Origin of the sequence: Pseudomonas sp. RIT357 (assembly GCF_000632245.1) — a bacterium.
GTDB classification, from domain to species: domain Bacteria; phylum Pseudomonadota; class Gammaproteobacteria; order Pseudomonadales; family Pseudomonadaceae; genus Aquipseudomonas; species Aquipseudomonas sivasensis.
This window is the reverse complement of the sequence record NZ_JFYX01000048.1, coordinates 263168-289162: the sequence shown is the minus strand read 5'-3', so window position 1 is coordinate 289162 and position 25995 is coordinate 263168. Positions and strand designations below refer to the sequence as shown.

Here is a 25995-nt window from a genome sequence, read left to right as displayed (position 1 = left end):
ACCGTACGTGTTCGCCCTGCGCGTCAATATCCGCTGCCTGCACATCGCTATCCGCCAGGCGCACGTCGCTTAACGATGGCGTTTCCAGGTCTGCGACGGCAGTTCGCCGAAACGTTTGCGATAGGCCTCGGAAAACCGCCCCAGGTGCATGAAGCCATGGTCCAAAGCCACCTCGGTCACGCTGCGCGTGCTGCTCAGTTGCAAGCGTGCATGCACCCGTTCGAGCTTGCAGCGGCGTACATAGTCGCGCGGTGACAGCCCCACCTGGCGCGCAAACAGGCTGTACAGCGAACGTTCGCTGACGTTGGCCACGGCCATCAACTGCTCGACGCTGATGTCATCGCCCAGGTGTTGCTGGATAAATTCGCGCACCGCTTCAAACCCACCGCCGTGGGCAGCCTGGGGGATCACCCGCAACACGTTGCTGCCCAGCAATGCCAGCAGCTTGTTGGCCAAGATGCGTTCGTACAGGCCCTGCATGTGGGGCTCGGCAGCGTTTTCTGCCTCATGACAGATCAGCCCGAGCAACGGCAGGAAGCCGCCCATTTCACTGAGCGCGTGGCGGGCCGTCGCGAAGCGGATACCCACCTGCGGCAGGCTCCAGTGCTGCTCCAGGCAGGCGTTTTCCAGCAGGCGCACCGGCAGTTTGATGATGAATTTCTCGCAGTCGGCGGAATAGGTCAGGTCTACCGGGTCGTCCGGGTTGATCAGCAGGATTTCCCCCGGCCCGAACACGTTATTCTCGCCACGGGAGCTGGAGCGGCAATGCCCGCTCAACAGGATCTGCAGGTGATAGATGGTCTCCAGCGCCACCGATGTGACCCGTACCGGTGCGCCGTAGCTGATGCGGCACAGGTCCAGGCTGGCGAAGGTGCGATGGCTGATACTCGCCCGGGGCCGGCCCTTGGGAGGCAGGCGAATGCAGTGGCTGCCCACGTGCTGGTTGACGTAGTCCGACACCGCGTAGGCATCGGCGCCCTGGAAAATCTGGCTGCGCTCACTCAATAGCACGGTCATGGTTGCGGCTCTTTTATAGTTATTGGGCTCAGGCTGACGCCTGGGTAGGGGGGCGTCCAATATGGATAAAGTCTGAAGGGATACCCTGGAGGTATTGTCGGGCGTTCTGCGCCAGGCTTTCAGCGCTGCGTCGGGGCGCGCAGGGCTTGAGGTGAGAATGTTGGCCTAAAACTTTGAAACAATACGCTTGGCCGGATTGGACGGGGACCTAGCGATACCCCCGCGCCTGAACATCGAACAACTCGGCATAGCGCCCACCCGCTACCATCAGCTGTTGATGGCTGCCCTCCTCCAGGATTCGCCCGCCGTCCAGCACGATGATGTGGTCGGCATTGCGCACGCTGGAGAATCGATGGGAAATCAACAACGTCATGCGGCCCTTGGCGTGTTCGCGAAAGTGCTCGAACACCGCCGCCTCGGCGCCGGCGTCCAGCGCAGCCGTCGGCTCGTCAAGAATCAGCAGATCCGCCTCCTGGCGCATATACGCGCGTGACAAGGCGACTTTCTGCCATTGCCCTCCCGACAACTCCTGGCCACCAAGCCAGCGCCCTAACTGTGTGCCGTATGCCCTGCTCAGGCGCTCGATGAATTCGGCGGCCACCCCCTGGGTGGCGGCCGTGCGCCAACGCGCCTCATCGTTCAGCGCATCGACGTCACCCACTCCAAGGTTCTCGCCGACGGTCATCTGGTAGCGGATGTAATCCTGGAAAATCACCCCAATGCGCTGGCGCAGTGTCTGTTCATCCCAGTCTTGCAAGTCGCTGCCATCCAGCAGAATGCGCCCCTCGTGCGGGGTATACAGGCGCGTTAGCAGTTTGATCAGGCTGGTTTTGCCCGAGCCATTCTCGCCCACCAGGGCCAGGCTTTGCCCCGGCGCCAAATGCAGGTTGATGTCAGTCAATGCCTGCCGCTCAGCGCCGGGGTAACTGAACCCTACGTGCTCGCAGCGCAGACCGTCGCCGGGACGCGCGCCCTGGGTAAGGCGGCCACTCGGCACGACCACAGGGGTTAGCAGGTACTCATAAAGGTCCGACAGAAACAGACTGTCGTCATACAGGCCGGCAATCGCGCTGAGGCTGGCGGTGATCGCGCTTTGCCCCTGCTTGAACAGCACGATGTACATGGTCATCTGTCCCAGGGTGGTCTGGCCGCGTACGGTGTCCAGCACCACCCAGGCGTAAGCCACATAAAACGCCGCGGTACCGAGCAGGCCCAGGGCAAAGCCCCAGGCATCCCGACGGACCGTCAACTGGCGGTCCTCGGTGTACAAGCGCCGGGCGTTGTCGCGGTAGCGCTTGAGGAACAGCGGCGCCAGGCCGAACAGCTTGACCTCTTTGGCATGGGTCTCGTGGGACAGCAGCGATTCCAGGTAATTCTGCTGACGGGTCTCGGGCGCGCGCCGGTGGAACAGGCGAAACGCATTGCCCGAGAAATGCGTCTCGGCGAAGAACACCGGTAAGGCGCCGACCACCAGAATCACCAACGCCCACGGCGAAAAGTGCACTAACAGCACGGCAAAGCTGATCAGCGCGATCAGGTTCTGCACGAGCCCCAGGCCCTTGGTGACCAGGCTCAGCGGCCGTGTCGAGGCGCCCTGACGCACGCGCACCAGCTTGTCGTGGAACTCGGCGTCTTCAAATTGCAGGAGTGAGAGGGTCTGGGCTTTCTCCAGAATCATCAGGTTGACCTTCACCCCCAACTGCACCCGCAGCAACGATTGCTGCATTGACAACGCGCGCTGGGCGGCGGCCAGCAGCGCCAACACGCCCGCCTCGGCCAGCACGTACTGCATCACTGGCCACACGGGCGCCTGGCTGCCGGCTGCATGAATCTGCATCGCGTGCACCACGCCATCGACAATACGCTGGCCGATCCAGGCAGCCAGCGCAGGCAACAGACCGGCAACGATGGTGGCCAGCAGCAGGCCTATGAATAAGGGACGCGACGTCTCCCACACCAGCTTCAGTGCCCTGCGCGCCTGGATGGAAAACGCGCTCAATCGATTGAACAGCACCATGAATGGCATGGACTCCGTGTGGGGGCTGGGGTGAGATGGGCGGATTATGACAGGCGATGACGTTGCGCACATCCAACGGCGAGGCGACAGGGGCAAGTGGTGGAGCAAGGGGCAACCACGGCAGATTCTCGGCGCGCCGCAGCATGACTACCCCCGCGCCTTGATCGCCGCCGCGCCGGCGTTCGACAAGCGCCGCCAGCCAGTGGCCCGGCCGGACCCGACGTAGCCGCCGATCCTGCAACTGCAAAACGTTGGCAAGACGTTCGCGCTGCCCAAGGTCAGGGCGAAGACGCGACCTTTGTGGCGCTGGAGGACCTGAGCCTGCAGGTCTACCCCGGGCAGCCCCTGGCGATTGTCGGCGAGTCAGGCTCAGGCAAAAGCACCGCGCTGCGCATCGCCCTCGGCCTGGAAAACCCCAGCCGCGGGTGGGTGTGGTTCGAGCAACAGGACGTCACCGAGTAAGCCCCCCTTTTCTCAACGATTTGCTACCCCGGCAATTTCAATTGCGGCGTAACAGCGTATTCGGCGCCACACCAAATGCCTTGCGAAACGCATGGCTGAAATGGGAAAAGTCAGAAAACCCGAAGTCCAGCGCCGCCTCGGACACGCTGCGTACCTGGCCGCGCTCAATCGCTTCTCGACTGGCAATCAGGCGCTCTTTCCAAATCTCTGCAACGGGGGTTTTCTGGTAGCGTGCGAAGGCCCGTGTAACGGTGCGGGTGGACACATTGTGGGCTTTGGCGATGGCTTCAATCGACAGGTCCGGCTCGGTCAAGTGTCGTTGTATGTACTTCATGATGCGGCCGTAGAGGTCCATCTCCTGGTGGCTTGTTTTCAGGTCCTGGAGTTCCAGGCTGATCACAAGCAGATCAAGCAACGTACTTGAGTAACGATTCGAGATGCGCTCATCCTGCAGCGACGCAGGCGTGCTCGCGGCCTGATGCAGCATTTCGCGTAAGGGAACTACGCCGGGACGCCGGTCGTCGAGGACCATCGCGGTGTACTCGGCAATACGCGGCAGGCGCTCGGTGAGCAACGCTCTGGGAATACGGATCAAGTGGTTTTCGGTACCACCCAGGCTGAAGCGAAACGCCTGAGTTGCGTCATAAAGAAACAAATTGCCAGTTGCCAGGCTGGCTTTTCTTGAGCCTTGTTCTATTTGCCCATGACCATTTCGAGCGAAACCCAACCATAAATCTTCGGCCGGACCGCTGCGCAGGTGCTGCTCGGAACGCTCCCAGTAGTGCAGCGGCGAAGACAGCGAGCAGATGTCCAATTCGCCGACTGTATTAACGGTGAGCGAGCCATCAAAGCTGCTCTGGGACAAGGGTTTGCTATCGGCGGCCAGGCAGTGGCGACAGACCACTTCTTTCCAATAATCAAACCGACGTGGTGCCGGAACAGCAAGGGTCGAATACTGAGAGCTTGGGTTCATGACACTGACCTCGACAACGATGCAAGAGGCGCTGGAGACGTTGTAACGTGCGACCAATTTTCAGCTATGAAAGGCAATTAACAGGCCAAGCGCAGTAGCAGGCCTGCTTGAGTACGCTGCCATGTGATGTCCCTCGCGACTTTCGGCAGCCTTCGGAGGCTGTCGCACGGTGCAGCCATCACCATTTAAGGGCATCGCACGTCACTCGGTCGGCTCACGCGCACCAGCGCGGATCACGGGTGAACGTCAGCCTCAGCCTTGTCTTTTCCAACCAAATGGTTGTCTCGCCGAACAAAGCGCCCCCTCCTCGCCCAGCCTAATTTCCACCTCACAGCAGCTCATTCATCCGCTGATGAGGCACGCCATGCATCGACACGACTCAAAACGATTGGCTGATTCCTCCTGGCTTCTGCAGAGGCGCGACCTTGCGCCTGAAGAGTCGGCTTATTGGTTGATTGAATGGAGTGCCATGCAGCTGCTGCAGCGACGGCAGATCGCCAAGCGCGACCCGCCACCGACGCGCTGACGCCCAACCGTAGGCCTGAACGAAAATAACGAGGAGCTCAAGATGGAATCTGCAATCGACACACATCTCAAATGCCCGCGCACCCTGTCCCGCCGTGTACCGGACGAGTATCAACCGCCGTTTCCTATGTGGGTCGCACGCGCTGACGAGCAACTGGAACAAGTGGTGATGGCCTATCTTGGCGTGCAATATCGCGGCGATGCCCAGCGCGAGCCTGCATTGCAGGCAATGCGTCACATCGTCAGCAGTTTCAGCCTGCCAGATGGCCCGCAGACTTACGATTTGACCCACCACACCGACAGCAGCGGCTTTGATAATTTGATTGTGGTCGGGTACTGGAAAGACCCGGGCGCCCACTGTCGCTGGTTGCGTTCCCCCCCAGTGAATGACTGGTGGAGTTCGGCGGATCGGCTCGGTGAAAGCCTTGGTTATTTCCGCGAAATCACCGCGCCGCGCACCGAGCAGTTCGAGACGTTGTACGCGTTCCAGGAGAACCTGCCCGGTGTCGGCGCGGTAATGGATACGACCAGCGGAGAGATCGAAGAGCACGGTTACTGGGGTTCAATGCGCGACCGTTTCCCGATCTCCCAGACGGATTGGATGAATCCCACGAGCGAGCTACAGGTGATCGCGGGTGACCCGACCCAGGGCGGACGGGTCCTGGTCCTGGGGCATGACAACCTCACACTGATTCGCTCCGGCCAGGACTGGGCGGATGCCGAGGCAGAGGAGCGCTCACTCTACATCGACGAAATCTTGCCGACGTTGCAGGACGGCATGGACTTCTTGCGTGACAACGGCCAGGCGTTGGGCTGCTACAGCAACAGGTTCGTGCGCAATATCGACCTGGACGGCAACTTTCTCGACCTGAGCTACAACATCGGTCACTGGCGCTCGGTTGAGAAACTCGAACGCTGGGCTGAGTCTCACCCGACTCACCTGCGTATTTTCGTGACGTTTTTCCGCGTGGCCGCAGGTTTGAAGAAGTTAAGGCTGTACCACGAAGTGTCCGTGTCGGACGCCAAGAGCCAGGTATTCGAGTACATCAACTGTCACTCGCAGACCGGTATGTTGCGCGACGCGCTGCCACCAACGACCTGAGCGCCATCGGCGTTTACCTCCCCAACTTCTGCCGCCTTGCCACCCTCCTCGGGTGGCCGGTCTCCCTGTGCGAGGAATAAATGATGAATAAGATCCGCCTGTTGACGCTCTCTACTCTGTTGCCCGTGCTTCACGCCAACGCCGGTGAAGTAGCGCCCGGCGATTATGAGCAATATCCGGTCGGCGCTACGATCGGGGCGATTTACTACCAGCACGCCACCACGGACTCGGCTTATAGCAACGGACACAAGGTCAGCTCTGACTTCAACGTGAGCTCTGACGTCGGCATCCTGCGTCTACTGCATGTCTACGCACTCTCTGACACCGTCACCATCGACCCGCAATTTCTTTTGCCTTTCGGACACGTCTCCAGCGCAGGTGACGCCTCAGCGCTGGGCAGTACTCGCGGCGTTGGCGACTTGATCCTCACCGCACCGGTCAAATGGCGGTTCAACGAAGCCCGCGACACCCTCAGCATCGCCCCCTACCTGTATGTGCCTACTGGTACGTATGACAAGGAGGACGCGCTCAATCTCGGAGAGAACCGCTGGAAATTCGAACTGCAGAGTGCGTACGTCAAACACTTCACAGAAAAATGGGCGATGGACCTGGTTGGCGGTGCTACCTGGTATGGCGACAACACTGATTACGGCGCAAATGCAGACCGTATGAAGCAGGACGTTTCCTACGCAGCACAGATCATGGGGCGTTACATGCCAGACGCCAGCACCGCATTTGGTATCGGCTTCGGGCGTACCTGGGGGGGTGAGACGAACATTGAGCACGTCAATCAGGATAACGAGTTGGGCACCACCAACTTCCGTCTCACCGCCACCAAATTCGTCACCCCCCAAGACCAGATTCAACTGCAGTTGGGCAAGGACCTTTCGGTGGACAACGGCACCAAGGAAGACTTCCGCATGAACCTGCGTTATGCGCGCATTTTTTAACCCAAGGATCTGCGACCGCGTGCGCTTTGCGCCTTTACACAGCGGTGTCCGGCTCAGCCAAGTCGATGTCTTTCTCAACCAAGCCTGCGACTTGAGGCGCGGACTATCTTGAGCGCCAGGCCCACTGAATTTGATGAGCCGCAGCGCTCTTCGGCCACTTACGATAAGGACAGCCCAACCATGCCAATTGTTCGCCCCACCCTTGAACAGCTATTGGATGTATCGACCAGCCTGCACATGCAGATAAGTGCGGAGCAAGCCCATGAATACCTGGCTCTTATGCAGTCAAGCTTCGACGCTTATGACCTGATTGACGAGCTGCCTGACTTCATTCCGCCGGTACGTTACGAACGCAGCTCGGGCTATCGACCCTCGACTGCACACAACCCACTCAACGCCTGGTACTACCGAACGGAAGTCAGCGGCGCCCGCGAAGGCAAGTTGGCGAATAAAACCGTCGCACTCAAGGACAATATTTCACTCGCTGGCGTACCGATGATGAATGGTGCAAAGCCCCTTGAAGGCTTCGTTCCCTCATTCGATGCCACCGTTGTCTCCCGCTTGCTGGATGCCGGCGCAACCATCCTCGGCAAGGCAACATGCGAGCATTACTGCCTATCCGGTGGTAGTCACACCTCCGATCCGGCGCCGGTGCACAACCCCTATCGCCACGGATTTGCCTCGGGTGGGTCGTCTTCCGGCAGCGCAGCACTGGTTGCCGCGGGCGAGGTCGACCTGGCAGTCGGCGGTGACCAGGGCGGGTCAATCCGGATTCCTTCCGCATTCTGCGGCACTTACGGAATGAAGCCGACCCACGGACTGGTGCCTTACACCGGGATCATGGCCATTGAGGCGACTATCGATCATGCCGGCCCCATCACGGCAAACGTACGGGACAACGCCTTGATGCTGGAGGTCATGGCGGGAGCGGATGGGCTCGACCCGCGACAAGCCGCGCCCCAGGTCGACGCTTACAGTGATTACCTGGAGCGCGGTGTAAGCGGGCTGAGGATCGGCGTCCTGCGCGAAGGTTTTGAACTGCCCAACCAGGATCCGCGTGTTGCCTCGTCTGTGCGCAATGCCATCGACGCATTTGCACGGATGGGGGCGCACGTCGAAGAGGCGTCAGTGCCTGAGCACAAGATTGCCGGTTCGCTGTGGCACCCCATCGGCTGTGAGGGCCTGATGATGCAGATGATGCACGGCAATGGGGCCGGCTTTAACTGGCAAGGGCTATATGACCTCGGGTTGCTGGACAAACAAGCCGGATGGCGCGATCAGGCGAATGACCTGTCCGCCTCTCTCAAGCTGTGCATGTTCGTCGGGCAATACGGTCTGGAGCGCTACAACGGTCGCTTCTACGCCAAGGCACAAAACCTCAGGCGCCTGGCACGCTCCGGGTATGACGCCGCATTGGCGCGCTATGACCTGCTGGTGATGCCCACCGTGCCGATCATTGCCCAACCCCACCCGGAGCCCGGTTGCTCGATCACCGAGTACGTGGCCCGAGCGCTGGAAATGATCGGCAATGCCTCCGCACAGGACATCACTGGCCATCCGGCCATGTCGATTCCCTGCGGCCTGGTAGACGGTTTACCTGTCGGGCTGATGCTAGTAGGCAAACACTATGCCGAAGGCACGATTTACCAGGCTGCAGCGGCTTTCGAGGCATCGGTTGACTGGAAAAACAGCTAGTAGCCGATGCGTCCCATGCAGCGCAAAAGAATAAGCCGCCGGGCGCTGCCTAGAAGCTCAACGATGAGGAACCAACTGATGACCACACCTGAAATAAAACCATCAACCCCGGGTGAGCGAGCACAGGCGTTACTGCAAGTGCTCAAACAAAAAGACCTGATCCCCGACGGTTACATCGAGCACATGACACAGCTCATGGCACACGAATGGAGCCCGCAGAACGGTGCTCGGGTAGTGGCCAAGGCATGGGTGGACCCACAGTTTCGCGAACTGCTGCTCAAGGACGGTACCGCTGCGTGCGCTCAATTTGGCTATACCGGCCCGCAGGGTGAATACATTGTTGCGCTGGAAGACACGCCCAGCGTGAAAAACGTGATTGTGTGCAGCCTGTGCTCCTGCACCAACTGGCCCGTCCTGGGCTTGCCGCCGGAGTGGTACAAGGGCTTCGAGTTCCGCGCCCGACTGGTTCGCGAAGGGCGCACCGTGCTGCGGGAGCTGGGCACGGAGCTGCCGGACGGGGTCTCCATCAAGGTGTGGGACACCAGCGCCGAAAGCCGCTATCTGGTGCTGCCTCTGCGGCCAAAGGGCAGCGAATCCATGGATGAAGAGGCGCTTCGAAAATTGATTACCAAGGATGTCCTTATTGGCGTGGCGCTACCGTACGTCGCGTAACCGGGGTGCTTTGTTTCTTTCAATTTTTATTCTCTATTCATTCTCTATTAAGAGGTATCCACGATGGATGGCTTTCACGATCTCGGCGGTTTCCAAGGCTTTGGCAAAGTCCCTCACACCATCAACAGTCTGAGCTACCAACCCGTGTTCAAGCAGGACTGGGAGCACCTGGCGTACAGCTTGATGTTTATCGGTGCCGATCACTTGAAGAAGTTCAGCGTGGACGAAGTGCGCCACGCCGTCGAGCGACTGGACGTGCGTCAGCATGTCGGCACCCAGTACTACGAACGCTATGTCATCGCCACCGCCACCCTGCTGGTCGAAACCGGCGTCATCACCCAGGCGGAGCTCGATCAGGCCCTGGGTTCTCACTTCAAGCTAGCGAATCCCGCGCATGCGCAGGGCCGCCCGGCGGTCACTGGCCGAACGCCTTTTGAAGTCGGCGACCGGGTAGTCGTGCGCAACGAGTATGTAGCCGGGCATACCCGCATGCCGGCCTATGTTCGCGGCAAGGAAGGTGTGGTCCTCCACCGAACTTCAGAAAAATGGCCTTTTCCGGACGCCATTGGTCATGGCGACTTGAACGCTGCGCATCAGCCAACCTACCACGTCGAGTTTCGCGTGAAAGACCTGTGGGGGGATGCGGCCGATGAAGGTTTTGTGGTGGTCGACCTGTTCGAAAGCTACTTGGACAAGGCCGCCAGCTCACATGCGGTGAACGTATGATTGACGGCGCCCAGGCGAGCCGACTGCCGGTGACCGTGCTTTCTGGTTTCCTCGGCGCCGGCAAAACCACCCTGCTCAATCATATCTTGCGCAATCGCGACGGCCTGAGAGTGGCAGTCATCGTCAATGATATGAGCGACGTCAACATTGATGCCGAAGAGGTGCAGCGCGACGTGGCGCTGCACCGTGGTCGAGATGAGTTGATCGAGATGAGCAATGGCTGTATCTGCTGCACGCTGCGCGCCGATTTGCTCGAACAGATCAGTGCCCTGGCACGCCAGCAACGTTTTGACTACCTGCTCATTGAGTCCACGGGAATCTCCGAGCCGTTGCCGGTTGCCGAGACGTTCGCATTTCTTGACGCAGAAGGCTTCAGCCTCAGCGAACTGGCGCGGCTCGATACCTTGGTGACGGTGGTCGATGGCAGTCGTTTTCAGACGTTGCTCGAATCGCCGGATATCGTGGCGCGCGACGACGCACAAGCGGACACACCCAAACGCCATCTGGCAGATCTGCTGATTGAGCAAGTGGAGTACGCCAACGTCATTCTCGTCAACAAACTGGACCTGATCGACGAGCCCGGTTATGAGGCCGTGCACGCGGTCCTCACCGGCCTTAACCCGACCGCGCGGGTCATGCCGATGACACACGGCAACGTTGAGCTATCAGGCATTCTCGGTACCCATCTGTTTGATTTACCCAGCCTGGCTGAATCACCTGGCTGGATGAAAAAAATGCAGGCCGACGACACACCTGCCTCCGAGTCGGACACCTATGGCGTGACGTCATGGGTGTACCGCGAGCGTGCCCCCTTTCACCCACAGCGATTACTCGATTTTCTGCAACGCCCCTGGCGCAACGGGCGGCTGTTGCGTAGCAAGGGTTACTTCTGGCTCGCCAGCCGGCACCTGGAAACCGGCCTGCTAGTGCACAGCGGCAGGCAGTTCCAGTGGGACTATGTCGGGCACTGGTGGAACTTCATCGAGCAGTCGCAATGGCCGCGGGATGAATATCGGTTGCGAAGCATCATGACCAAGTGGGACAGCATTGTCGGTGATTGCCGGCAGGAATTGGTCTTTATCGGCCAGGATCTGGATACCCACGTGTTACAGCGCGCCCTCGACGACTGCCTGCTGAGTGCCCAGGAAATAGCCGCCGGCCCATCAGCCTGGCAAACGCTGCCGGGAGCGAAAGTCTTTGACGCCCAGGCCTTATCGGCCCCGATGCAGTCCTTGCAGGCGGTTCCCATTTGACCGAGGTAGAGGTGCCCCATGCTCTTTTTCAGCCGAACCACACGCCGGGTATTGGCGCAGCTCGCCGACCGACTGGAGCAGCCTGATCAGGCGAGCACGCCATTGTCGTCGAACAACCGGTTGGTGCGCCGCATCCTGGCAAGCGTCGAGCGACTGCTGCAAGAGCGGCAAGCCGTTAAGGAGCAGGCCTGCGCACTGGCGTTTCGCGTCAGCCAACTGGAACAGCACCTGGCCTGCCGTGACACGCTGTTGCGGCAATGGGAGGCGCGCTGGGTACTGATCACACAGGGCGCAGATGAACTGTTCTGGGAACTGGAGCTGGATGGAACCGCTGCACCTGGGCCGGAATGTTCAATGATGTGGACGGGGCCAGCGTCGAACCAGGCCCAGGCTATGAATCAGCTCGGCGCGTGGAGTGAACAGTTGCACCCGGATGACCGGCAAGTGCATCTGGCAGCGCTCGCCAGGCACCTTGCTGATCGCAGCGGGCGGACGGCATTTGCGCTCCAGGTGCGGATGAAACCTGCACCCGGCGACGACTATCGCTGGTGCAGCATAAGCGGTGCCTCGCGTCGCGATGCGCAAGGCGCAGCGCTCTGCATCGCTGGGACCGTTCGTGACATTCATGACCAGTACCTGCACAACGAGGCGCTCGAACTGGCGGCCACACGTTTCGACATTTCCCGGGAAATGCTGCATGACGGGCTTTGGGATATCGAGGTGGTAGCAGGCGACCCAGCGAACCCGAAAAATACCATTTGGTGGTCTTCGCAAATGCGCCGACTGCTGGGGTGCAACACCGTTGAGGAGTTCCCCAACACCCTGGAAAGCTGGACCTCGCGCTTGCATCCCGACGATAGCGCGCGGGCCATCGGCGCATTCGTCGCCCATGTGGACGACCGCAGCGGCAAGACGCCGTTCGATGTGGATTATCGACTCAAACATAAAAACGGTACTTACCGCTGGTTTCGCGGTCGTGGGCAAACGCGCCGCGCGCAGGACGGCTCCCCGCAACGGGTGGTGGGTGCCATCACCGACATACATGCCCACCATGAAGAAAGCACGATGCGCGAGGCGCAAGCGCAACAACATCGGGTGATGCAGGAAACCCTCACCAAGCTGACGCAGATTGTTGCCACCATTCAGGGCATTGCCAGCCAGACCAACCTGCTGGCGTTGAATGCTGCCATTGAGGCGGCGCGAGCAGGCGAAGCCGGTCGCGGGTTTGCAGTGGTCGCCGATGAAGTGCGCAAGCTAGCCACGCGGACCAGCCAGGCGACCCAGCAAGCGGCAGAGATGATGGACAACTAGCAACATCCCTGCGCCTGCGCGGCTTGCGTGGGCGTAGGGCAAATTCCAACAATAATAATCAGGTACGTTATGCGCGATTACGACTCAGCAGTGTCAACCTTCGACTATCTACAACTGGCTGCTCAAGACTTGCACGGCGAACCGGGAGCCTTGAACGCCTGCATCGAGTGCTGCGACCGGCACGCTCATGGCAATGCCGTGGCGCTGTACTGCGAAACGCGGGATGGTCGCGCCACGCACTACACGTTCAGCGAACTGCAGGTGCACGCTGCGCGCTTTGCCAACTTTCTGCGAGCGCAAGGGGTACAACCGGGAGATCGTGTCGCCGGACTCATGCCACGCACGGTTGAACTGGTGATTACTATCCTCGGGACCTGGCGCATCGGTGCGGTCTACCAACCTCTCTTTACCGCATTCGGGCCCAAGGCGATCGAGCAGCGATTGGATTGCTCCGGGGCACGCTGGATCGTGACCGATGCCCACAATCGTCCCAAGCTGGATGACATTCCCGACTGCCCTCGCGTCATCGTGACAGACGGCACCCCACAGCACCCGAGCGATTACGGTTTCTGGGACGCCCTCGGTCGCCAACAGGCCGACTGCACGCCTGAGCTGCTGGACGCGAGTGCGCCTTTCCTGCTGATGTGTACCTCGGGCACTACAGGACCTGCCAAGCCGCTTGAGGTGCCTTTGAGCGCCATTCTGGCCTTCAAAAGTTATATGCGCGATTCAATCGACTTGCGCGAAGACGACCATTTCTGGAACCTCGCCGACCCCGGCTGGGCCTATGGCTTGTATTACGCAGTGACCGGGCCACTGGCGTGCGGCCGAGCCACGCTGTTCCATGACGGCCCTTTCACCGTGGAAAGCACCTGCCGGATTATCGCCAAGTATGCGATCAGCAACCTGGCCGGCTCGCCCACGGCCTATCGCCTGCTGATTGCTGCCGGGGCCGAGTTCGCCGACGCCGTGCGTGGCCAGTTGCGTATCGTCAGCAGCGCCGGGGAACCGCTCAACCCGCAAGTCATCCGTTGGTTCGCCGAACAGCTCGGGGTGGTCATTCACGACCATTACGGCCAAACCGAAATTGGCATGGTGCTGTGCAATCACCATGGGCTACGCCATCCGGTACGTGAGGGTTCTGCCGGTTATGCGGTGCCCGGGTACCGGATTGTCGTGCTGGATGATGCGCATCGGGAACTACCGACGGCTCAGCCGGGCGTACTGGCGGTGGATCGCGCGCGCTCGCCCCTGTGCTGGTTCAATGGCTACTTTCACATGCCCACCAAGGCGTTTGTCGACCGTTACTACTTGAGCGGCGATATCGTTGAGCTCAATGAGGACGGCAGTATCAGCTTTGTAGGCCGTAACGACGATGTGATCACCACGTCCGGCTACCGCGTGGGGCCTTTCGATGTCGAGAGCGCGCTGATCGAGCATCCGGCAGTCGTCGAAGCCGCGGTGATCGGCAAGCCCGACCCGCAACGCACCGAGCTGATCAAGGCGTTTGTGGTGCTGAACCGTCAGTACCTGCCCAGTGCCGAGTTGGCGGAAGCCCTGCGTCTGCATGTCAAACAGCGCTTGGCCGCGCATGCGTACCCACGGGAAATCGAGTTCGTCGAACAACTGCCCAAGACCCCGAGTGGCAAGTTGCAGCGGTTCATTCTGCGCAACCAGGAAATTGCCAAACAGCAGGCACTCGACACATGACTCACGGACGTATGGTTCCCACGCTGAGCCGCTCGGAGTTTCAGCGCAGAGCCCTGGAGCTGTTCAAGGAACGTAGTTTCAGCCAGGTCAGCATGCGGGAATTGGCGGCGCATGTTGGAATCAGCCCGGGAGCGATTTATCACCATGTAGAGAGCAAGGAAGCAATGTTGTTTGAATGGCTGACAGAGCTCTATCAGGCGCTGTTGTCGCACGTCGACCTGATCAAAACCCGAAGATTGACGCCCACGCAGCGCCTGACAAAACTGATCGAAGGCCATCTTAAATTGCATGAACAGATGACCGGGCACTTCAAGTTAGCGGTCATGGATGCCAATTGCCTGGGCGCTCCGATGCAGGCACGCGTTGAGCGATTGAGGCTAGCCTATGAGTCAGAAATCATGAAGTTGGTCGGCCAGTTGGGCCATCAACCCGGCGGCCCGTTGCGCGAGGGGGCGCTTACTGCGATTTTGCCCATGCTCAACAGCCTACCCATATGGCTGAGCCCGAAGGTTGATAACAGCCAGCGTCGGCTTATTACAAAGACCATCGCCGATGCGGTAATTCACGCAATAAACGCCCTACCTTGAGTGCCCCTGCCCTGCTCTGGATTTCAAACCTGATGCCCATCATGGCGTGGAAAGCCGCTTCTGCATCGGCGCATTGTCCCAACAGTTTCCACGACGACTCATGCTTTGGCGCATGCGGTAACGCCAAAGCCGTTGACGAAACTGGCGATTGCCCTATTGCGAGCCTTGATCCGAGTGCAATAACAATCCTTGAGGCCTGCCCCGCTGCTTGTAAGCTCGGCCGAGCACGATTCCTTAGCAGCGGCATCGAGGGTTCAGCAAGCGTCGATCAGTTGAGCTCAGGTCGCATGATTCTGGGGGAGGCTTCCGGCGATCGTCCGATAGAGTTTTCGGCTTTTGGCGTCGATCCCGAAAGACGCGGAGAAATCTTTCGAGAGCACTACGAGGTGATTTGCCGACCCCACAGCACAAGTTTTGAGCCCATCCACTGGAGCGCTGTTGAAATGCGCGGCGCAGACCTGATTCCTAAACCCACCACCTAACGCCTTCCAATGCTCGTGACCGGCGATAGTCGCCAGTCACTGGATTGGATCGCGCGCGCGAGCACCGGATGGGTCAATTACCCACGCATACCGAACATGCAGCGGCTGGTCGTGGAAGTTTGGCGGCTGGACGTCATGAAGCAATGTAGTTCCGTCTAGAGGCCCTTCACTCAGTCGCATTACACTGACCTCGATCAGAATCCGTTGAAGTGTAGTTCAGGACAACCGGCGTCGTCTGAATCTGAAAATTCGCTTTGGCGTTTGATTTTCATGCCTGGGACAAGACAGGATCGGGCGTCAGGGTCCGGCACGCGCGATGACTCAGGAAAGCTTCGAGGTCTGCAAAGGGCATCGGTTTGGCAAAGTAATACCCCTGAAAAATATCGCAGCGACTGCCTTTAAGGAAATCCACTTGAGACGTGGTTTCCACACCTTCGGCGACCACCGTCAGGCTAAGGTGATGGGCCATGGAAATAATGCCTTGGGTGATCGCCGCATCGTGACGATCGGTAGCAATTTCCTGGATGAACGAGCGGTCGATCTTGATCTTGTCGATCGGCAAACGCTTTAGGTAACTGAGGCTGGAAAAGCCAGTGCCGAAATCATCCAACGCAATGCGCACCCCCAACGCCTTGAGCCGATGCAACGTGTCGATCGCCTGTTCAACGTTATGCAGCAGAAGCGACTCGGTAATCTCCAGTTCCAACTGTCCGGTGCTGAGGCCGTATTTGCTCAGCACTGCCTGGATAGACTCGACGAACTGGCCACGCTGGAAATGCATCGGCGAAATATTCACAGCCATCGAAATGTCCTTTATGCCCTGCTCACCCAGCAGGCGTAATTGCGCGCAGGCCGTATCGAGCACCCAGAGGCTCAGCGGGATGATCTGCCCACTGTCCTCTGCCACCGGCACAAACACTGCAGGTGAAATAAATCCTTTTTCAGGGTGCTCCCAGCGCAGCAACGCTTCGATCCCGACCACCCGCCCAGTGCGCGCGTCTATCTGCGGTTGGTAATGAAGCTGGAATGACTGAGTTTCGATAGCCTTTTGCAGGTCATTGCGCAGGCTCGCGTGCTCGCAAACAAGCTGATTGAGGTCGCTGGTGTACCACTGAAAGTTATTGCGCCCTTGCTGCTTGGCTTTGTACATAGCCATGTCAGCTTGCTGGATCAGTTGCATCGGCTGCTCGATGTGACCATCGCTCAGGGTGATTCCGACACTTGCAGTCACATGCAGGTCAATACCCTGGATGCAGTAGGGTCTGGCAATGCCGGCCATCAGCCGCTCGGCCACCGGTACAACGTCCTCATCACGAAGCAGGTCGGGCAGCAGCACGATGAATTCGTCACCGCCCATACGCAAGATGGTGTCACCGGGACGAACTTGCTGGGTCATACGTTGCGCCACTTCGATCAGTACCTGATCGCCGAAGTAATGCCCGATCGAATCGTTGATGGATTTGAATCCATCCAGATCAATGCACATCACCGCCAGACAACGCTTATGCCGACGACTGATGTGGCAATCCAGAGCAAGCCGTTCTTCAAGCGAAACACGGTTAAGCAAACCGGTTAGCCGGTCATGGCTGGCATTGAAGCGCAATTGGCGCTCGAAATGTTTCTGTTCGCTGATATCTCGGGCAATGCCGAATACTCCGACGATCTCTCCGTTGACCATGATGGGCAGGTTGGAGATATCCATGGTCAACAGTCGCTCACTTTCGTCGCGAAGCTGTGCCTCGAAGCGCTGAGGCACTCCGGCACGGGCAGCGCAAAAATGCTGACTGACCCGTTGCAGATCCTCATCGAGCACCAGTTGGGAAAAATGATGGCCAATGAAATTGATTGCAGTGTGCGGTTTCAGCTTCAGGCCTGCAGGATTCACGCTCTGGATGTTGCCGGCCAGATCGAGGGCGAACACTGGGTTGGGGTTATAGGTGAACAATGAACGAAAATGTTGTTCGCTTTCCTCCAGTCGCCGTCCGTCACGCTCGTGGCGGATTGCAATGACTGCAAGTTGGGCGGCAAAGACCAATTGTTGAATCTGCGCCTCGTCCGGCGCATGGGTACGCTTTTGGTACAGGGCAAATGTACCCAACACGGTACCTTGATGGGAAAGCAAAGGGACTGACCAGCAGGAACGCAGGTTATGTCCCAGAGCCAGGCTGCGGAAGCGCTCCCAGTTCGGGTCATGGGCGATGTCTTCGGTGACCACAAGCTCGCGCCGAAACGCTGCGGTGCCGCATGTCCCTTCTTGTGGACCAATGGCCATACCATCAATCGCCTCGGTGTACTCGGCCGGTAGGCCGGGTGCCGCGCCGTTGAACAAGTGCTTACCCTCAGCATCCGTCAGCAGGATAGAGCAGAGGCTTTCGGGGGACTGTGTGTCGAGCATCTGGCAGATGGCACAGAGTACGTCGCCCAGATGCTGATCGGTCGCGATCATGCCAAGAATGTCACGTTGCGACTCGGGGAAGGTCTTGCAGTGAAAGCTCGGACGGATGTTCATGGTAATTCCTGAAGACTCTCGAGGTCGTCCGGTCTTCAGAGAGCCAGAAATAGTGGCGGCCGATCACTGTCCACTTGTGCGTCGGATATACACTCTATAGAGCGTAGCCAAGTTAAATAAAGACTCAGATCCAACATAAAAAACAGTATCAGATGGCCGCCATTTGGCTAACTTCGCTTTCTCGACTCGTAGCAATTTCAACCTCCTCCTATCCGGCATCGCGCTTGCCGTACGAACGGGTTTGTTTGTCTGATTTTCGAACTTGCGCGCTCGGCTTCAATGTCACCAATGACTATGCCGTCTGCAACGCCTGCAGCAGCTTGGCCAGTGACTCCGTCGGCACTTGCCCTTGCCGGGTGATGCAGTGAAATGATGCGCTATACCTTAACCGCTGCGGTGCAATTACACGCAGCATCCCACGCGCGACCCAGATATCGGCATAGTGGGTTGGCAGGAAGCCGATGCAGGTACCGGATGCAATCAGCGTGGCGATGGCTTCCATGGAAAAAGCGCTTACCGAGTTACCGAAACGCAATTTGTGTGGCCGGCGGCTTTCGAGCATATAGCCACGGTCGACGTAATCTGCAGCACCGATTTCCTCGTCCGTAAAGTGCTCGTCGGGACGCTCGAAGAAAGGGTGTCCGCGCCCGCAATACAGATTTTGTTCTTCCTCGAATAGCTCTTGGTAGTGCAGGCCCGAAAGCTGGTGGTTAAAACAACCAATCGCGAGGTGCAGACGTCCTTCGAGCACGGCTTGCTCAAGCTCGTCGGCGCGCATTACCTGCAGGTCGATGCGTGTACGAGGCGAGACTAGTCGAAAGGAAGCGAGGGCCCGCGGTAGCGGTGCCTGGTCGAGCGAAAGCAGGTTATCGACGCTGCCTATCTGCAAGAACTCTGGATACTTCTGGTTAAGCATGACTACCCGCTGATGAAAGCGGTCGATATCAGCATACAGCTCCTGCGCCGCAGCATAAGTTTGGGCGCCTTGCTCAGTAAGTTGAAAACCGCTCTTGCCGCGACGGCAGAGGGTGAAGCCAAGGCGAACTTCCAGATCTCGCACCAATGTGCTCAAGCGGGGCAGGCTGGTATTTAGGCGTACCTGCGCGGAGGTGAAGCCTCCAGCCTCGACGATAGTGCAAAAGATGCGCAGTTTGCGCAGATCCACGTCTGAGAAATTGGTAAGCATCAAGACCTCCGGTGCAGATTCACAAATGCCATAGGCACAGCCCTTATACCAGTAAATTTGCCTTGCGAATCAATGCGCCTGAACGGTACCGAAAGAGGCCGTGCTTTAGTTGCGATTTCAAGCAAGTCAGGTTCTGTACTGGAGGATTTACCGGCCATTTCTTTCTTTCGATACTCGCAGTGCTGCTGGGCAGAAGTCCTGCAGGAAGGGGAGCAACTGCGGCCCACGCGAGCACGACTTCCCCCAGAAGAAAAATAATGTTTACGGAGTGCGGTATGACAACTCAACGACGTAGAGGGTCGGGCAGACCCACCATTGAAACTCGCTCAATCGATTATGTGCCTAGTACAGAGCGACACGGTAAGGTCTGGCACCAAGGCCCGTTCTGGTTTACCGGAAACTTTGTGTTTCTCACCATGATGGTCGGTTTCGTTGGGCCGAGCATGGGGCTCAGCATTCTGTGGAGTGTACTGGCGGTTATCATAGGTGCTGGCTTCGGCACCGTGTTCATGGCCTTGCACGCCAACCAGGGCCCGAAGATGGGCATGCCGCAGATGATCCAGTCACGTGCGCAATTCGGCAGCCGTGGGGCCATTGTGCCGTTTGCGGCGACCATCTTTGTTTACATCGGTTTTATAGTGTTCGGCGTCATTTTGGTAACCCAAGCCATACAGTTGGTTCTACCGGGCTCTACGTGGTTTTGGTACCCCACGTTGATTACGATCAGCATTGTGATTGCAGTGGTGGGCTATGACCTATTGCACTTTGTGCAGCGTTGGCTCACATACCTGCTAATTGCGGTGTTTGGCATCGTGACATTGATGGCTGTTACTGCACTGCCAGCGGCGGCCCCAACACCGGTTGGTTCGGGCTGGAACACCACTGCGTTTCTAGTGCAGTTGTCACTCGCAGCGGGCTATAACATCAGCTACTCGGTTTATGTCTCAGATTATTCGCGCTACCTGCCCCAAGACTCGTCCAGCTCCAGGCTGATCTTCTGGACGTACCTGGGCGCGGCTGCTTCGGCGGCCTGGCTGATGTCTCTGGGGGCGGTGTTGTCCAGCTATATACCGGGCGCCGATGGCATCGTTTCGCTGGTGCAAACCGGCAATTATTTATTCCCTGGCTTTGGCATATTCGTCGCGCTGGTAGGCGCCGTCGCACAGTTGTCGGTCACCGGCATCAACTGCTATGGCGCCATGCTAACCGGCATCAGCGCAGTGGACGGTTTCCGACCAGTGCGCCCAGGTGTCCGCGTGAGAGTGATCGGCCTGAGCACAGTTGGCCTGTTGTCGCTGGTGATCGCGTTGACGTTACCGGATGCCTATATGGCCAGCTTCAACGGCTTTGTGCTGCTTATGCTGTACTTCTTGATCCCATGGACGGCGGTCAACCTTGTCGACTTTTATGCGATTCGCAAAGGTGAATACGCCATCGCCGAAATATTCAATCCGCACGGCGTATATGGCCGTTGGGCCTGGCGCGGCGTGCTTGCCTATCTGGTCGGGTTTGTCGCGATGGTGCCGTTCTTCTCTATCCCGTTTTTCGTTGGCCCGGTAGCTGAAGTAATGGGCGGTGCGGATATCGCATTCATCCCCGGCCTGCTGATTTCCGGTGGCCTGTATTTCGTGCTGACGCGCAACCTCGAACGTTCCTTGGAGATTGCCGCGCAACGCAAAAGTCAACTGGCGCTTGAAGGTATTGCCGGCTGAGCACTCACCGATAAACGACCAAAAGAAAAAGGTTTTTAAATGACCAGCAAACGCGAAAAAACAGTCGCCATTGTGCAAATGCCTGCGGCTCTCCTTGATCGAGCCGAGTCGATGCGTCGGGCAGCCGAACATATCAAAAAGGCAGCACTCCAGGAGGCTCAACTTGTGATATTTCCGGAAACCTGGCTGAGCTGCTACCCAGCATGGGTATTTGGAATGGCGGGCTGGGACGATGCGCAAGCAAAGTCCTGGTACGCCAAGCTACTAGCAGACAGCCCGGTCATTGGCCAGCCTGAAGACATGCACGATGACCTGGCGGAGCTTCGCGAGGCTGCGCGCGTTAACGCAGTCACCGTGGTTATGGGGATGAACGAGCGCTCCCGACACCATGGCGGCTCGCTGTACAACTCACTGGTCACTATTGGCCCCGATGGCGCCATTTTGAATGTGCACCGCAAACTGACGCCCACCCACACCGAACGGACGGTATGGGCCAATGGTGATGCCGCAGGGCTAAGGGTGGTCGACACCGTGGTTGGTCGCGTAGGCGGATTGGTGTGCTGGGAACACTGGCACCCGCTGGCGCGCCAGGCTCTGCATGCACAGGACGAACAGATTCATGTGGCGGCCTGGCCGGACATGCCGGAAATGCACCATGTCGCTGCCCGTTCCTACGCGTTCGAAGGGCGCTGCTTTGTGCTCTGCGCCGGCCAGTACCTGGCCGCTGGGGATGTGCCGGCCGAGTTGTTGGCGGCTTACCGGCGTGGGGTTGGCGGCAAGGCACTGGAGGAAGACGTACTGTTCAATGGCGGATCTGGTGTGATCGCCCCTGATGGTTCCTGGGTGACGGCACCGCTCTTCGGAGAGCCTGGAATTATACTGGCAACCATCGACCTAGCGCAGATCGATGCCCAGCACCATGACCTCGATGTGGCCGGGCATTACTTGCGTCCGGATGTTTTCGAGCTCTCGATTGATCGACGCGTACGCACCGGGTTAACGCTGCGCGACGCCTGAACTCTCGCCTCAACCATATGTTCCGGGCGGCCGTGCATAGGTCGACCCGGAATCAGTAAGGCTAATTGATGGTTCATGCGCTTCTGGCTACCGCTCTGTTATCCATCGCGCCGGGGGCGCTCTGCGGTTTCGCCGTTCTGGCTTCTGTCGACTACCCGGCCCAGCTTCGCGCCCTGGGCATGGCCAATCCGATACGCGTGCGGCAGGCGCATCTGGACTGAATCATCATGGGGACGGCGGTGGCGGTCACCGCGTTTTCCAATCCGCAGCTTCCCGACTGGGTCGCTGCACTGGTGATGTTCGGTGGAGTGGTAAATCCGCTGACGTTTGTGCCAATGGTGTTCTCCACCACCATGGAGACCACCAAGGCGTTTCAATGGGTGTCGTTTGTGTCGTTTGTTTCGCTGAGTTTGGGCCTGGACGCGCAACTTCACGACTTAGATTTGGCAGGCAACTATTCAAGACCTGACATCTTTGAACTTTCAATTGATCGGCGCGTGCGCACTGGTATCACCATTAGTGACAAGTAACGCTGTTGAGACTACGAAGGGACCAAAACTGCATGGACGCGTAATTTGCGGTCACGACGCTTTCAGCTTCCATGCATCTCGACTGGATTGCTGGCCTCTTGCTCTTTCACAGCGCTGGCGTCGATAACCCCGTTTACATTCGTGCCGATGCCAAGACAACTTCCTTCACCACATTTTTTGCAAAGGCTCGGATTGTGCGAAGAAATCTCGGACCCAACAGGCTTGTCGACGGAGGCCAGGGCTCATCTCGCAACGGGACAAACAGCAATATCCACCTGCCGCTTTTCACCAAAAAGGATACTTAAATGCCTATCTTCACGCACATCACCGTCGGCACCAATAATATGCAAAAAGCCCGCGATTTTTACGACTATGTATTGGGTGCGCTGGGACAAAAACGCATCATCGATTTAGAAGATGATGGCTCGGCCTGGGGGGAGAGCACCCCATCGTTCTACGTTCTGAAACCAGCCAACGGTGCTCCTGCAACCGTGGGTAACGGTGTCACTATTAGCTTCGCAGCACCCGACCGCGCAGCCATCGACTCCTTCCACGCCGCAGCGCTGGCCAGTGGGGGAACTGACGAAGGTACGCCGGGGCCACGAGACTGGGCACCCAACGCGTACGCTGCTTACGCGCGTGACCTCGACGGCAACAAGCTGGCTGCCTACTGTTTCACGCCAGCGTAGGGGTCAAGACACCTTGCTGACGAATAACTACGTTGAACCTGTGTCAGGATACCTCTGCCTTTTTCATCGCCGCCTCCCCTACCACCTCCCGAATCTTATCCATCAACGCCTGCGCCGCAGGCGATTGAAGCGCCCCCGCTCTGGAGATCAGGCCAATAGGTCGCGTGGTGCGGCTAAGGGAAAGCGGCAGTCGCACCAGCTCACCGCTGACCATTTCGTGTTCCAGTTGATGCGCCGAAACGGCAGCGAGCATGTCTGAGCGCAGCAACACACCGCGCAAAATCGCCAGGTCGCCCGTTTCAATCACTGGGCTGGGTGCGGCGATGCCGATGTGAGCAAAAAACGCGTCTAGCAGTTGCCGTGCCGGAGAGCCGGCGCGAGGCAAGATCCAGCGGGCGGCACTCAAGTCCTCATAAGCAGGCGTCCGCTCCAGCCAAGGGTGGTCGCGGCGTACCAGGATCACCATTTCCTCCCGCAGCAAGGCTTCGCTATGCAGATCGCTGGCGTAGGCCGACGGGCGCAGAGCGCCGAGTACAAAATCCACATCGCCAGCGCGCATTTCACTGGCTAGCAGGTCAAACGGGCTTTCGTTTGTGACGACTCGTACGTGGGGGTGTTCCAGGGTCAGGCGCACGATGGCTTCTGGCAGTATTCCCGTGCGCCCGAGCGGCAAGGCCCCTACGTGCACGGCACCTTGAAGAGAACCACTCAACGCAGCGATATCCGCATCGATGTGACGCAGTTCATTCAGTGCTCGCCGAACTCGCAGCAACATTGCAAGGCACGCGCGGGTCGGCAGCAAACCGTGAGGCGTGCGTTCAAACAAGCCAGCACCACTGCCCTGCTCCAGCACTTTGATGGCGGCACTGATCGCGGGCTGCGAAACGCCAAGCGCACTCGCCGTGGTTTGCATATGGTGGGTTTCACAGAGTTTCGCGAACATTTCCAGGCGGCGGGTCTGGAACAGGTAAAGCGGCTCGGCGGAGTGGCCCAATACCTGCCCCAGCAAAGACGGAACGGCCAGCAATTCCTCCAAGGCCCGGCGAGCCCGAGGAATGACACGGTCTCCGTAATCGGTCAGACGCATACCATTGACGGTGCGTTCGAACAGCAAGGCGCCGAGGCGCTTCTCCAGCGCCAGGATGGCGCGTGTCACGACAGGCTGTGCACGAAATAGCACGGCAGATGCCTTGGATACGCTGCCGTATTCGACAACGCGAAGGAACGCGCGAACCTGCATCAAATTGGGCAACTCAGGACTGTGCATGCCTACCTGCCGAGTTTTTGAGAAAGCGGGTGCACAGCATGCATAACTCATCCCGATAAGTAAAACGCATACCTATTGCCGCCGAACGCATTATTCAACCTCCCCCTCAAATGCGACTGTGGGTGCTATCAAACAGCCGCAAGAAGAGCACTTCGATGATCAATAAAACAAAAACTGCATTAGTCGTCAGCGCCCACTCTGCCGATTTCGTTTGGCGCGCAGGTGGCGCCATCGCTCTGCACGCCCAACAAGGTTATGCCGTACACATCGTGTGCTTGTCCTATGGCGAAAGAGGTGAGTCGGCCAAGCTCTGGCGCAAAGGCGAGATGTCTGAAGACAAGGTCAAAACCGCGCGTCGCAGCGAGGCTGAAGCCGCAGCGGAGATACTTGGCGCGAGCGTGGAATTCTTCGACATCGGCGACTACCCGATGCGCGCCGATAAAGAGACGCTGTTTCGTTTGGCCGATGTGTTTCGTCGCGTGCAACCGGAGTTCGTCCTCAGTCACTCGATCAAAGACCCCTACAACTACGATCACCCGCTGGCGATGAACCTGACGCAGGAAGCGCGCATCATCGCTCAGGCCGAAGGCTACAAGCCTGGCGAAAAAATTGTGGGGGCCCCACCCGTTTACAGCTTCGAACCCCACCAGCCGGAGCAATGCGAATGGCGCCCGGATGTGCTGTTGGACATCACCGAAGTCTGGGACAAGAAATACGCCGCCATCCAGTGCATGGCTGGTCAGGAACATCTCTGGGAGTACTACACCCGTGTCGCCCTGCAACGCGGTGTGCAGGCCAAACGCAACGTGGGTATCGCCTCTACCCGTAACATCGTTTACGCCGAGGGCTATCAAAGCATCTTCCCAAGGGTGACGGAGAACCTGGCATGAGCACACTGATCGGAAAAACTGGAGTTGTCGTGCGCAACATTCCCCGTGGCGATTCGGCGCTGATCGACGAACTGGATCGCTTTGGTGTTGCTACCGTGCATGAAGCCCAAGGACGTAAAGGTTTGTTGGAATCGGCCATTCGTCCCATCCAGCAGAACCAGAGCATCAGCGGAACGGCGGTGACCGTGTTGGTTGCGCCGGGTGACAACTGGATGTTTCACGTGGCGGTCGAACAATGCCAACCCGACGATATCCTAGTGGTCGCGACATCGTCTCCCTGCACCGATGGATACTTCGGCGACTTGCTCGCCACCTCGTTGATGGCCCGAGGGGTACGTGCCCTGATTATTGACGCCGGGGTGCGCGATACCCGAACGCTTCGGGAAATGGGCTTCAAGGTATGGTCGCGGGCTGTGCATGCCCAAGGCACGGTCAAGGAAACCCTGGGTTCGGTCAACGTGCCCATCATCTGCGCCGGCCAATTGGTCGAGCCCGGGGACGTCGTAGTGGCAGACGATGACGGCGTGGTCATTGTGCGCCGCGAAGAATTGCCCGACGTGTTTGAAACCAGCCGAAAACGCGCCCAAATCGAAGAGCAGAAACGCGTGCGCCTGGCGGCTGGCGAGTTGGGCCTGGATATTTACGCGATGCGTCAGAAGCTCATCGATCGGGGCCTGACTTATTACGACAGCCTCACTGACGTACAAGGATGA

Annotated in this window: 23 protein-coding genes and 4 pseudogenes; 20 read left to right on the top strand and 7 right to left on the bottom strand. The window is 58.6% G+C overall.

What is annotated here, in order from left to right:
- Positions 1-69: 69 nt before the first annotated feature.
- Entirely contained in the window at positions 70-1017 is a 948-nt protein-coding gene (locus BW43_RS01395) for an AraC family transcriptional regulator (RefSeq protein WP_032891460.1), read from the bottom strand.
- A 208-nt stretch (positions 1018-1225) separates the two neighbouring features.
- Entirely contained in the window at positions 1226-3034 is a 1809-nt protein-coding gene (locus BW43_RS01400; protein ID WP_032891526.1) for an ABC transporter ATP-binding protein, read from the bottom strand.
- A gap of 46 nt (positions 3035-3080) precedes the next feature.
- Between BW43_RS01400 and BW43_RS29715 the strand changes: the two genes are divergently transcribed.
- Both BW43_RS29715 and BW43_RS29710 read left to right on the top strand, forming a co-directional pair.
- Positions 3081-3260: a hypothetical protein gene (locus BW43_RS29715; RefSeq protein WP_032891459.1), complete on the top strand. Its 180-nt coding sequence runs from the start codon at positions 3081-3083 to the stop codon at positions 3258-3260.
- 74 nt (positions 3261-3334) lie between these two features.
- Positions 3335-3496, top strand: coding sequence for an ATP-binding cassette domain-containing protein (locus BW43_RS29710; protein WP_371260762.1), 162 nt, complete (start codon positions 3335-3337; stop codon positions 3494-3496).
- A gap of 37 nt (positions 3497-3533) precedes the next feature.
- Here BW43_RS29710 and BW43_RS01405 read toward each other — a convergent pair whose 3' ends face one another.
- Complete coding sequence (locus BW43_RS01405; protein ID WP_032891458.1) at positions 3534-4469, bottom strand: helix-turn-helix domain-containing protein; 936 nt, start codon at positions 4467-4469, stop codon at positions 3534-3536.
- Between the two features lie 568 nt (positions 4470-5037).
- Here BW43_RS01405 and BW43_RS01410 point away from each other — a divergent pair.
- From BW43_RS01410 to BW43_RS01450, 10 genes and pseudogenes are all read left to right on the top strand, one after another.
- The gene (locus tag BW43_RS01410) at positions 5038-6096 is read left to right on the top strand and encodes a phenylacetaldoxime dehydratase family protein (protein ID WP_032891457.1); all 1059 of its coding nucleotides are present in this window, start codon (positions 5038-5040) and stop codon (positions 6094-6096) included.
- 83 nt (positions 6097-6179) lie between these two features.
- Positions 6180-7046 carry a transporter gene (locus BW43_RS01415; protein ID WP_032891456.1) on the top strand — a complete coding sequence of 289 codons (867 nt, stop codon included), beginning with the start codon at positions 6180-6182 and terminating at the stop codon, positions 7044-7046.
- 180 nt (positions 7047-7226) lie between these two features.
- On the top strand, positions 7227-8741 hold the full coding sequence (locus tag BW43_RS01420; RefSeq protein ID WP_032891455.1) for an amidase: 1515 nt from the start codon (positions 7227-7229) through the stop codon (positions 8739-8741).
- A gap of 78 nt (positions 8742-8819) precedes the next feature.
- Positions 8820-9413 carry a nitrile hydratase subunit alpha gene (gene nthA / locus BW43_RS01425; protein ID WP_032891454.1) on the top strand — a complete coding sequence of 198 codons (594 nt, stop codon included), beginning with the start codon at positions 8820-8822 and terminating at the stop codon, positions 9411-9413.
- A gap of 63 nt (positions 9414-9476) precedes the next feature.
- Complete coding sequence (gene nthB, locus BW43_RS01430; RefSeq protein ID WP_032891452.1) at positions 9477-10139, top strand: nitrile hydratase subunit beta; 663 nt, start codon at positions 9477-9479, stop codon at positions 10137-10139.
- The gene (locus tag BW43_RS01435; protein WP_032891450.1) at positions 10136-11392 is read left to right on the top strand and encodes a GTP-binding protein; all 1257 of its coding nucleotides are present in this window, start codon (positions 10136-10138) and stop codon (positions 11390-11392) included. The genes nthB and BW43_RS01435 overlap by 4 nt, the downstream gene beginning before the upstream one ends.
- An 18-nt stretch (positions 11393-11410) precedes the next feature.
- Positions 11411-12409: pseudogene (locus tag BW43_RS29465) on the top strand (PAS domain-containing protein); the annotation flags it as partial.
- Positions 12410-12694 (top strand): annotated as a pseudogene (locus tag BW43_RS29705) (methyl-accepting chemotaxis protein); the annotation flags it as partial.
- Positions 12695-12772: 78 nt separating this feature from the next.
- Positions 12773-14413: an AMP-binding protein gene (locus BW43_RS01445; RefSeq protein ID WP_032891447.1), complete on the top strand. Its 1641-nt coding sequence runs from the start codon at positions 12773-12775 to the stop codon at positions 14411-14413.
- An 11-nt stretch (positions 14414-14424) separates the two neighbouring features.
- A complete protein-coding gene (locus tag BW43_RS01450; RefSeq protein ID WP_032891523.1) occupies positions 14425-15000 on the top strand; it encodes a TetR/AcrR family transcriptional regulator in 576 nt (191 codons plus the stop codon).
- A 57-nt stretch (positions 15001-15057) separates the two neighbouring features.
- On the opposite strand, the pseudogene BW43_RS28660 reads toward BW43_RS01450, so the two are convergent.
- Positions 15058-15225 (bottom strand): annotated as a pseudogene (locus BW43_RS28660) (DDE-type integrase/transposase/recombinase); the annotation flags it as partial.
- A 23-nt stretch (positions 15226-15248) separates the two neighbouring features.
- Between BW43_RS28660 and BW43_RS28655 the strand changes: the two are divergent.
- Positions 15249-15638 (top strand): annotated as a pseudogene (locus BW43_RS28655) (LLM class flavin-dependent oxidoreductase); the annotation flags it as partial.
- A 112-nt stretch (positions 15639-15750) separates the two neighbouring features.
- Here BW43_RS28655 and BW43_RS01455 read toward each other — a convergent pair.
- Both BW43_RS01455 and BW43_RS01460 read right to left on the bottom strand, forming a co-directional pair.
- On the bottom strand, positions 15751-17991 hold the full coding sequence (locus BW43_RS01455; protein ID WP_032891445.1) for a bifunctional diguanylate cyclase/phosphodiesterase: 2241 nt from the start codon (positions 17989-17991) through the stop codon (positions 15751-15753).
- A 292-nt stretch (positions 17992-18283) separates the two neighbouring features.
- Complete coding sequence (locus tag BW43_RS01460) at positions 18284-19177, bottom strand: LysR family transcriptional regulator (RefSeq protein ID WP_032891444.1); 894 nt, start codon at positions 19175-19177, stop codon at positions 18284-18286.
- Positions 19178-19452: 275 nt separating this feature from the next.
- On the opposite strand from BW43_RS01460, the gene BW43_RS01465 reads away from it, so the two are divergent.
- From BW43_RS01465 to BW43_RS01475, 5 genes are all read left to right on the top strand, one after another.
- Positions 19453-20889 carry a cytosine permease gene (locus BW43_RS01465; RefSeq protein WP_032891442.1) on the top strand — a complete coding sequence of 479 codons (1437 nt, stop codon included), beginning with the start codon at positions 19453-19455 and terminating at the stop codon, positions 20887-20889.
- Between the two features lie 39 nt (positions 20890-20928).
- Entirely contained in the window at positions 20929-21906 is a 978-nt protein-coding gene (locus tag BW43_RS01470; protein WP_032891439.1) for a carbon-nitrogen hydrolase family protein, read from the top strand.
- Between the two features lie 68 nt (positions 21907-21974).
- Entirely contained in the window at positions 21975-22127 is a 153-nt protein-coding gene (locus tag BW43_RS29095; protein ID WP_177326467.1) for a hypothetical protein, read from the top strand.
- Between the two features lie 6 nt (positions 22128-22133).
- Positions 22134-22436 (top strand): hypothetical protein, encoded by a 303-nt coding sequence (locus tag BW43_RS29410; protein WP_256227044.1) that lies wholly within the window; start codon positions 22134-22136, stop codon positions 22434-22436.
- Between the two features lie 305 nt (positions 22437-22741).
- Positions 22742-23125 (top strand): VOC family protein, encoded by a 384-nt coding sequence (locus BW43_RS01475; RefSeq protein ID WP_032891434.1) that lies wholly within the window; start codon positions 22742-22744, stop codon positions 23123-23125.
- A 43-nt stretch (positions 23126-23168) separates the two neighbouring features.
- Here the strand turns inward: BW43_RS01475 and BW43_RS01480 are convergent, their stop codons facing one another.
- Entirely contained in the window at positions 23169-24392 is a 1224-nt protein-coding gene (locus BW43_RS01480; protein WP_032891432.1) for a LysR family transcriptional regulator, read from the bottom strand.
- 155 nt (positions 24393-24547) lie between these two features.
- Between BW43_RS01480 and galB the strand changes: the two genes are divergently transcribed.
- Both galB and BW43_RS01490 read left to right on the top strand, forming a co-directional pair.
- Positions 24548-25282, top strand: coding sequence for a 4-oxalmesaconate hydratase (gene galB, locus BW43_RS01485; protein ID WP_032891429.1), 735 nt, complete (start codon positions 24548-24550; stop codon positions 25280-25282).
- Positions 25279-25995, top strand: a complete 717-nt coding sequence (locus BW43_RS01490) for a 4-carboxy-4-hydroxy-2-oxoadipate aldolase/oxaloacetate decarboxylase (protein ID WP_032891427.1) — start codon at positions 25279-25281, stop codon at positions 25993-25995. Before galB ends, BW43_RS01490 begins: the two co-directional genes overlap by 4 nt.

Excerpts from the sequence above, each read along its gene's own strand:
- BW43_RS29410 (WP_256227044.1), top strand. The coding sequence starts at position 22,134 with ATGGGGACGGCGGTGGCGGTCACCGCGTTTTCCAATCCGCAGCTTCCC.
- BW43_RS01465 (WP_032891442.1), top strand. The coding sequence starts at position 19,453 with ATGACAACTCAACGACGTAGAGGGTCGGGCAGACCCACCATTGAAACT.
- BW43_RS01395 (WP_032891460.1), bottom strand. The coding sequence starts at position 1,017 with ATGACCGTGCTATTGAGTGAGCGCAGCCAGATTTTCCAGGGCGCCGAT.
- BW43_RS01445 (WP_032891447.1), top strand. The coding sequence starts at position 12,773 with ATGCGCGATTACGACTCAGCAGTGTCAACCTTCGACTATCTACAACTG.
- BW43_RS01435 (WP_032891450.1), top strand. The coding sequence starts at position 10,136 with ATGATTGACGGCGCCCAGGCGAGCCGACTGCCGGTGACCGTGCTTTCT.
- BW43_RS01480 (WP_032891432.1), bottom strand. The coding sequence starts at position 24,392 with ATGCACAGTCCTGAGTTGCCCAATTTGATGCAGGTTCGCGCGTTCCTT.
- BW43_RS29715 (WP_032891459.1), top strand. The coding sequence starts at position 3,081 with ATGACAGGCGATGACGTTGCGCACATCCAACGGCGAGGCGACAGGGGC.
- BW43_RS01405 (WP_032891458.1), bottom strand. The coding sequence starts at position 4,469 with ATGAACCCAAGCTCTCAGTATTCGACCCTTGCTGTTCCGGCACCACGT.
- BW43_RS29095 (WP_177326467.1), top strand. The coding sequence starts at position 21,975 with ATGGTTCATGCGCTTCTGGCTACCGCTCTGTTATCCATCGCGCCGGGG.
- BW43_RS01460 (WP_032891444.1), bottom strand. The coding sequence starts at position 19,177 with ATGCTTACCAATTTCTCAGACGTGGATCTGCGCAAACTGCGCATCTTT.
- galB (WP_032891429.1), top strand. The coding sequence starts at position 24,548 with ATGATCAATAAAACAAAAACTGCATTAGTCGTCAGCGCCCACTCTGCC.
- BW43_RS01420 (WP_032891455.1), top strand. The coding sequence starts at position 7,227 with ATGCCAATTGTTCGCCCCACCCTTGAACAGCTATTGGATGTATCGACC.
- BW43_RS01410 (WP_032891457.1), top strand. The coding sequence starts at position 5,038 with ATGGAATCTGCAATCGACACACATCTCAAATGCCCGCGCACCCTGTCC.
- nthA (WP_032891454.1), top strand. The coding sequence starts at position 8,820 with ATGACCACACCTGAAATAAAACCATCAACCCCGGGTGAGCGAGCACAG.
- BW43_RS01490 (WP_032891427.1), top strand. The coding sequence starts at position 25,279 with ATGAGCACACTGATCGGAAAAACTGGAGTTGTCGTGCGCAACATTCCC.
- BW43_RS01450 (WP_032891523.1), top strand. The coding sequence starts at position 14,425 with ATGGTTCCCACGCTGAGCCGCTCGGAGTTTCAGCGCAGAGCCCTGGAG.
- nthB (WP_032891452.1), top strand. The coding sequence starts at position 9,477 with ATGGATGGCTTTCACGATCTCGGCGGTTTCCAAGGCTTTGGCAAAGTC.
- BW43_RS01415 (WP_032891456.1), top strand. The coding sequence starts at position 6,180 with ATGAATAAGATCCGCCTGTTGACGCTCTCTACTCTGTTGCCCGTGCTT.
- BW43_RS01455 (WP_032891445.1), bottom strand. The coding sequence starts at position 17,991 with ATGAACATCCGTCCGAGCTTTCACTGCAAGACCTTCCCCGAGTCGCAA.
- BW43_RS01470 (WP_032891439.1), top strand. The coding sequence starts at position 20,929 with ATGACCAGCAAACGCGAAAAAACAGTCGCCATTGTGCAAATGCCTGCG.
- BW43_RS01400 (WP_032891526.1), bottom strand. The coding sequence starts at position 3,034 with ATGGTGCTGTTCAATCGATTGAGCGCGTTTTCCATCCAGGCGCGCAGG.
- BW43_RS01475 (WP_032891434.1), top strand. The coding sequence starts at position 22,742 with ATGCCTATCTTCACGCACATCACCGTCGGCACCAATAATATGCAAAAA.